General features: G+C 35.0%; 3 protein-coding genes. All 3 read left to right on the forward strand.

All coding sequences use genetic code 11. The features are described from left to right. Positions 1-2,124: family 20 glycosylhydrolase (locus HOG71_16685; GenBank protein ID MBT5992486.1), on the forward strand; the 2,124-nt coding region annotated here is incomplete at its 5' end. A gap of 96 nt (positions 2,125-2,220) precedes the next feature. Further along, complete coding sequence (locus HOG71_16690; protein ID MBT5992487.1) at positions 2,221-4,212, forward strand: glycoside hydrolase family 2 protein; 1,992 nt, start codon at positions 2,221-2,223, stop codon at positions 4,210-4,212. Between the two features lie 147 nt (positions 4,213-4,359). Further along, positions 4,360-4,569: sodium:proton antiporter (locus tag HOG71_16695; protein ID MBT5992488.1), on the forward strand; the 210-nt coding region annotated here is incomplete at its 3' end.

Below are 4,569 nucleotides of genomic sequence, written 5' to 3' on the forward strand. Positions count from 1 at the left end.
TTATTTAAAATTGATAGAAACACAATTATCTATGCTAACAAGGAGGCTAAAAATGAATCAAATTACCTGAAGGAGCTTTTGGAATCAAAATCAGAGTTTAAAGTAAAAATCAAGTTTACAGAACAATTATCCCCAATTGAAAAAGGTCATATTTGGCTGTTTAATAATGCTGCCGATGAGAACGATGAGTCCTATGAATTATTGGTGAAAGAATCAGCTATTCTGATTTATGCTAATTCTGACAAAGGAATTATGCATGGGATACAATCGCTCAGACAATTATTTGTTGATGATTTCTTTGGTTCTGATAAAAAGAAAGCATGGTATTTACCCTGTGTGCAGATTGTTGATGAACCGACATTCAAACACAGAGGTATGCTTTTGGATTGTTGTCGTCATTTCTTTGATAAAGAAGTGGTGAAAAAGTATATCGATTTGCTTGCATTTTATAAAATGAATGTATTGCATTGGCACTTGACTGAAGATCAGGGCTGGCGAATTGAAATAGATAAATATCCCAAGTTGACTGAGATTGGTGCATGGCGAATAGAAGAGAATGGTGGAAAGTATGGTGGTTTTTATACGAAGGAAGATATCCATGAAATAGTTGAGTATGCAGAACAACGACATATTACCATCATTCCAGAAATAGAATTGCCTGGACATTCACAAGCGGCTGTTGCTGCTTATCCTCATTTATCTTGTACGGGAAAACAGGTTGAAGTAGCAAATGATTGGGGCGTGTTTAAGGAAATTTACTGTGCAGGAAACGATAGTGTATTTACTTTCCTGGAAGATGTGCTGACCGAAGTAATGGAGCTGTTTCCATCAGAATACATTCACATTGGAGGTGATGAAGCGCCTAAATACCGATGGGAGAATTGTAAAAAATGCCAAGATAGAATTAAGGAAGAAGGATTAGAAGACGAGCATGAACTTCAAAGTTATTTCATAAGTAGAATAGAAAAATTCCTAAATGCAAATGGCAAGAAACTCATAGGATGGGATGAAATATTGGAAGGTGGTTTGGCTGAGAATGCAACTGTGCAAAGCTGGCGAGGTATTGAAGGAGGTATTGAAGCTGCAAATTCTGGTCATGATGTAATTATGTCACCCACCAGTCATTGCTATTTCGATTATGATTTGTCGGCCACTGATCTAAAAAAAGTATATTCTTTTGATCCGATTCCTGCAGATCTTGATTCCAACAAACACCATTTTATTATTGGCGGAGAATGCAATTTATGGTCGGAGCGAATTCCTGATGAAGACAATTTAGACAGCAAAGTGTTTCCAAGAATGCTAGCCATGAGTGAGGTATTGTGGTCTTATCCTTCTCAAAGAGATTTTGATGAATTTTACAATAGAGTGCAATACCATTATCCTGTTCTGGAAAAGATGCATGTTAAATATGGGGAAGAAACTATTCCCGCTAGTATTGAAATGTTATTACAGGATGGATTGGTGGAAATAAAACCAAAAGCAGGAAATGATCATCTGATATTGAAGTATAAATGGGATGTAAAAGATGCTGATTTTAAATCATTTGATTCTACTATAAAACTAGATCGATCTGGACTATTTATACTACAGGCCTATAAAAATGGCGAAAAGTATGGAGAAGCAACAACACAACCTTTTGAATTTCATAATGCCATAGGAAAATTGGTTAGTTACTTATATGATTACAATAAATGGTATAGAGCTGGAGATGAGAATGCACTTGTCGATGGAAAAACAGGCACTTTAGTTTTTAGAGATGGTAACTGGCAGGGATTCTGGGGAACGGATGTCGAGTGTGTTGTAGATCTTGGTGAGTTAACAACAGTCAAAAGCATACAATCTAACTTTTACCAGTACAACAATGCATGGATATTTCTTCCCGAAAAAGTTGTGTTTGAATATTCTGTTGATGGAAAATCATTCAAAACCTTGCCTGAAATAAGGTGCCAGAAACTACCTGAGGAAAGAGGGAAGTTTATTGAAGTTTTCAAATTAGAATTTGATAAAATTGAAGCTAGATACATTCGATTAAAAGCAACGAATATTAAGAAATTACCTGACTGGCACGAAGCTGCTGGTTCAGATGCTTGGTTGTTTGTTGACGAAATTATTGTTCGATAATTAGGACACGAAGATGCACGAAGTCAAAGAAGACACACAAAGAAATTAATTTTTTGTTACTTTGACCTAAGTGCTAGTAATACAAAAATAGATTCTATGAAATTTTACCAGTTTTTTGTTCTGTCTCTATTTCTATTGTCCTGTTATAAGGATCACATCCCTAATGAAACAAAAGAACTTGACCTCCAATGGGAATTTCGTCAAGTAGGAACTGACAATTGGTATCCTGCTACTGTCCCAGGAGTTGTTCATACTGATTTATTAAACAATGGATTAATTGAAGATCCATATTGGGAAAATAACGAGCAAAAACTGCAATGGATTGAGCAGGAGAATTGGGAGTATAAATCGATATTAAAACTCGCAAAAAAGCAATTACAAAATGATCATTTGGAGCTCGTATTTGAAGGATTAGATACCTATGCCGAAATCTATCTAAACGATTCTCTGGTTTTGAAAACGAATAATTTGTTCAGAAGCTGGACTTTAGACATCAAACCATATGTAGTAAGTGGTAATAATGAATTGAAGGTTTTGTTTATATCTCCTATAACTTATAACAAGGAAAAAGTAGCGAATCATCCATATCAATATCCCTCAGGATGCGAAAAAGTGGATGTAAAAGTTAGCCCATTTACACGTAAAGCAGCATACCATTTTGGTTGGGACTGGGGGCCTCGTTTTGTCACCTGTGGTATTTGGCGACACATTAAAATTCATACATGGAATAATGTGCAAATAACAGATGTTGAGGTTTATACTTCTTCCATAAATGAAAATGATGCTACAATACGTATCCGAATTGATGTTGACGTAAACAAGTTAGACATAGAAAATCTGAAATTCAAATTAGCATTTAATGATACAATAATTTATTCACCTGTAAATTCTGAACTATCTGTACATGGAGAATATTTTAGAATTAAGAACCCAAAACTTTGGTGGTGTAATGGTTTAGGAGAACCTCATCTTGAATTGTTAAGAGTTGATTTGATTCAAAAAAAGAAAATCATTGATTCAAGAGAGATTCGATATGGAATACGAACAATAGAACTAGTAAATGAGTCTGATAGCATTGGAACAGCTTTCTATTTCAAACTCAACGGAAAACCGGTTTTTGCAAAGGGAGCTAATTACATTCCACAAGATATGTTCTTACCTAGAGTAAAAGACGAACAATATATAAAGTTGATTTCTGATGTCAAGAATGCTAACATGAATATGCTGCGTGTTTGGGGTGGAGGAATATATGAGAATGATATCTTTTATGATTTGTGCGATGAAAATGGCATTTTGGTCTGGCAGGATTTTATGTTTACAGGTAGCCTTTATCCTGGTGATCAAGATTTTATTGAAAATGTTTTTCTAGAAGTTGAAGAAAACGTTATCAGGTTGCAAAATCATCCTAGTTTGGCTGTATTTTGTGGGAACAACGAAATTGAAGTAGCTTGGAACAATTGGGGATGGCAAAAACAATATGCATATTCAGCTAAAGATTCAACACAAATTTGGAAGGATTATGAGCGCCTTTTTCAATATATTATTCCTAAGATGGTAATATCATCTGCTTCAAACATTCCTTATACATCAACATCACCCCTTAGTAATTGGGGAACAGTTGAAAATTTTAACCACAGCAGCATGCATTACTGGGGAGTATGGCATGGGCGAGAGCCTTTCGAGAACTTTGAAAATAATGTAGGTCGTTTTATGGTAGAGTATGGATTTCAGTCTTTTCCATCAATGGAAACTATTCATAAGTTTGCATCAGATTCAAGTTTATATCTTGCATCAGTTTGTATGAAAAACAGGCAAAAAAGTTATATCGGAAATGGTTTGATACTCGATCACATCAGACAGTATTATCATGAACCAAAGTCCTTTGAAGAAATTGTAAACCTTAGCCAGGAAGTGCAAGCCAAAGGAATACAAATGGCTATTCATTCACATATAAACAAGCAACCTCATTGTATGGGGAGTTTGTTCTGGCAGCTGAACGATTGCTGGCCAGGGCCAAGCTGGAGTGTGATTGATTATTATGGTAAGCATAAGAAAGCATATGAAGTAGTCAAAGAAGAGTTTAAATAATCGCATAGTTTTTGATTAAGGTGTCCAATTTTAGTATGTATGAAACGAACATGAGTAAAAGTTTTCTCACTTAAGGGAATGACTATATGTGAGTTCCCTGCCAGAAGTCAGGCTGGCATATGACCTTTAAAATACAATTATAGACATATGAAATGGTATGATCCCCAAATAGTTTCACCGATTGATAAAATATCAAAAAGGGTGCATAATATCCTAACTTATAAGTCAGCATCGGGTATTGTATTATTTGTATCTGTAATCATTGCCATCATTTGGGCAAACTCTACATTTAGAGAGAGTTATCATGCTATTTTTCATAAGTATATTGTTCTTCAATTTGGATCAGCCACATTTAAA

The organism is Bacteroidota bacterium, assembly GCA_018698135.1.
GTDB lineage: Bacteria > Bacteroidota > Bacteroidia > CAILMK01 > JAAYUY01 > JABINZ01.